Genomic DNA, 2985 nt, shown 5'->3' with positions numbered 1-2985 from the left:
GATTAAAAGTGCAGAAAAAAATAAAATAGATGTTACTAAAGAATCCATTACAGCCGATTCTCCTATCCCTTTTAGCATAAAAAGGCTATGGTTTGAATTGATTGATTTTGAGAAACGAACATTTACAGATAATGCCAAAATAACTTTAAGTGAAATAACTACTCATGGTGATGCTGAGAAATTAATTTCTAATGAGTATGTTCCAGCAGGCATGGGAAATAGTGCACCATTCTTAAATCAGAAAGCAAAAGGTTTATTAAGCTTTTTGGACAGTATGAGAAATAAGTTAAATGATAGTAGCTATAGCTTTCTATTTTCTCCCGGAAAATTAACGCCCAATTCAGATGGTATTATAGAAGAAGATTTAGATTCCATGTTTTTAAAATGGCTAGGCAATAACTTACCAATAACTATTTTGGATTTATCTGGAATTCCGAGCGAAATTATGGCTTCCATTTCAGGAACGCTTTTGAAAATTATTTATGATGGATTGTTTTGGGGTGTTAATACAAAAGTGGGAGGGAAAAATCAACCCTTACTTATTGTCTTAGAAGAAGCTCATAGTTATTTAAAAGCAGGCGAAGATTCAATTTCATCTAGAACCGTTCAGATGATAGCTAAAGAAGGGCGTAAATATGGTGTAGGATTATTGCTAGTGACTCAAAGACCTTCAGAACTGGACGAAACAGTATTAAGTCAGTGCGGCACTATGATTACTTTGCGTATGAATAATTCCAAAGACAGAGGTCATATTCGTTCAGCAGTACAGGATGAATTACAAAGCATGGTTGATTTGCTTCCAAGTTTGAGAACTGGTGAAGCATTAATATCTGGCGAAGCTGTGAAGATACCTTCTAGGGTCAAATTCTTTAAAATAGCAAATGCTCCTAAAAGTTCAGATCCCAAAGCTTCTGAAAAATGGCTGACAGTAATTGTTGATGCACAAAGTGAATACAAAAAACTATTAAAATCTTGGCGTAATAAAAATTATAAACTATGAGTATACCAGAAATGATCCCAGTAAGTTCATCAAATATTAGCAGCATTGGTTATGTTGAGCAAAATCAAGAAGTCTATGTTAGATATTCGAATGGAAGCCTTTATGTTTATAAAGGTGTTCCTCCACATGAATACCATAGTTTAATGAGTGCCCCTTCTTTTGGTTCCTATATTAATAGAAATTTTAAAAATGTGTATCCATATGAAAGAATTGAATAAGTAAATTTAGGTTGTTTAAAACCATGTTAAATAAGGATGGATTCTGTTTTAATTGTTTAATATTTTTAAAAAAAATAAATGTGATGTTGAAAAGAAATAACTGATTTTTATTTATGGAGATTGAGAAAGCTAGAAAGGGAAGGCTTAAATGGTATTGGTGGTTGCTAATCTTTTTTGTTGCTATATTATTTATAATTGCAATAATACTTTATTATTCCTCTTTAGGAAAAGTCGATTTAACAAAAAAAATTGAAAAACAATTAATCAAACATAATGAAGAAATTGATAGAAGGATCGAGGAGCTCGAAAAACAAAATTTTTCTAAGTTAGAGCTTGCTATTCGTTTAGATCAATTTGTTAGTTGGGTTTTTTTAGCATTTCGTATAATAGTTTCAGGATTATATATCCTTATAAATATCATTATTTATTTGTACTGTGGACAGGAAGGTTTTCATAATCGTTTGAGTTGTGTTGTTAACATTAATGAGGCCATGTTTTTAATATTTCTTTTAGGATCGTTTTTGTTGACAACACGTTTTTCAGATGTAAACAATTTAATAAGAATTATCCATCTTAGAATTAGAAAGCTCGTCTATGGTAGATTTAAACGCATGGAAGAAGAGGCTGAAAGAATTGGGCTTGAAATTTCAAAATTAAGAGATCTTAAAAATTTTAATAAACAGAAACTAGAAGACTTGAAAAATCAAAATAAATCAGTATTCCATAAATTTACAGATATATAAATTGGAGTTTATGCCTAATAGAATTTTTACTAAACTTGTAGAAGAAAAAATAGAAATATTTAAAAGGGCATTTTCCAATGCTAAAGAAATATTCTATGATGCTAATACTGGAAAATTAATACATCCTGGTGAATTCGGAGTTTACAGAGAGAAGGCTGTAATAGATTTTTTAAAATCATTTATCCCTAATAAATTTCAAATTGATTCAGGGTTCGTATTAAATAATAATGATGAAGTTAGTCATCAATGCGATCTTATAATATTTGATTCAATATTAACCCCCAATATCAATTCCAGTAATAATCAACGATTTTTTCCCATTGAAACTGTTGTCGCTGCTGGGGAAGTTAAGTCAGTAATTAATTCAATAGATGAACTAAAGAAAGCACTTATGAAACTTTCAAATATAAAAATCATGCGGGAACGGATTGTTGAACCATTTGTTAATCAGCAGGTTGTTATGGGATATAAAAAAGAGTTTCACCCCGATATCAATCCATATGACCAATTATGTACCTTTTTAATCTGTGAAAAATTCGGATTTGATATTAAAGATAAATTCCCTTCACCAGAAGATGCTATATTTTATTTATATAATGAATTAGGAGTATCAAGATACAAACACAACTTTATTCTAAGCATAGAAGATGGGCTATTTTTGTACTTGGATGATATTGGTGTTGTTGGTTATCCTGTTTTTAGTAGGGAGCTACCTGCAACTTTCATCACATCTAAAGATGATTATCACTTTATAGAATTTATATTATCAATGTTAACAGTTATTGATTTTGTTACTATTTTATCTCCAGATTTAAAACATTACATAAATAGGAAATAGTTGTTGATTTACATAAAAATATTTTAATTTGAAGAATAGATTAAGTAGCTAACTAAGATATAGGTATCTGTATGAATTAATTGATTTTCGTTGTGTTCCTGCGACGATTATGTGAATGTGAGACCGTCGTGTTTCGTTCTATTGTGTTACGTATTTTGTATTACTGTTACACTTAAAGATGAATAT

At 30.0% G+C, this 2985-nt stretch carries 4 protein-coding genes; all 4 read left to right on the top strand.

What is annotated here, in order from left to right; genetic code table 11:
- Window positions 1–1000 (top strand): ATP-binding protein (locus QZ824_RS11200; protein ID WP_291276100.1); only part of this gene is annotated, 1000 nt, incomplete at its 5' end.
- Window positions 997–1218 carry a KTSC domain-containing protein gene (locus QZ824_RS11195; protein WP_291276099.1) on the top strand — a complete coding sequence of 74 codons (222 nt, stop codon included), beginning with the start codon at window positions 997–999 and terminating at the stop codon, window positions 1216–1218. The genes QZ824_RS11200 and QZ824_RS11195, both read left to right, overlap by 4 nt.
- A 113-nt stretch (window positions 1219–1331) precedes the next feature.
- Window positions 1332–1961, top strand: a complete 630-nt coding sequence (locus QZ824_RS11190; protein ID WP_291276098.1) for a hypothetical protein — start codon at window positions 1332–1334, stop codon at window positions 1959–1961.
- 10 nt (window positions 1962–1971) lie between these two features.
- Complete coding sequence (locus QZ824_RS11185; RefSeq protein ID WP_291276097.1) at window positions 1972–2799, top strand: DUF6602 domain-containing protein; 828 nt, start codon at window positions 1972–1974, stop codon at window positions 2797–2799.
- The last annotated feature ends 186 nt before the right edge of the window (window positions 2800–2985 follow it).

Origin of the sequence: Flavobacterium sp. (genome assembly GCF_021151785.1) — a bacterium.
GTDB lineage: Bacteria > Bacteroidota > Bacteroidia > Flavobacteriales > Flavobacteriaceae > Flavobacterium.
Note: the sequence above shows the minus strand (reverse complement) of the source record. Positions and strands in the feature narration are given on the sequence as shown.

Coding starts and splice junctions, on each gene's coding strand:
- QZ824_RS11185 (WP_291276097.1), top strand. CDS start 1,972: ATGCCTAATAGAATTTTTACTAAACTTGTAGAAGAAAAAATAGAAATA.
- QZ824_RS11190 (WP_291276098.1), top strand. CDS start 1,332: ATGGAGATTGAGAAAGCTAGAAAGGGAAGGCTTAAATGGTATTGGTGG.
- QZ824_RS11195 (WP_291276099.1), top strand. CDS start 997: ATGAGTATACCAGAAATGATCCCAGTAAGTTCATCAAATATTAGCAGC.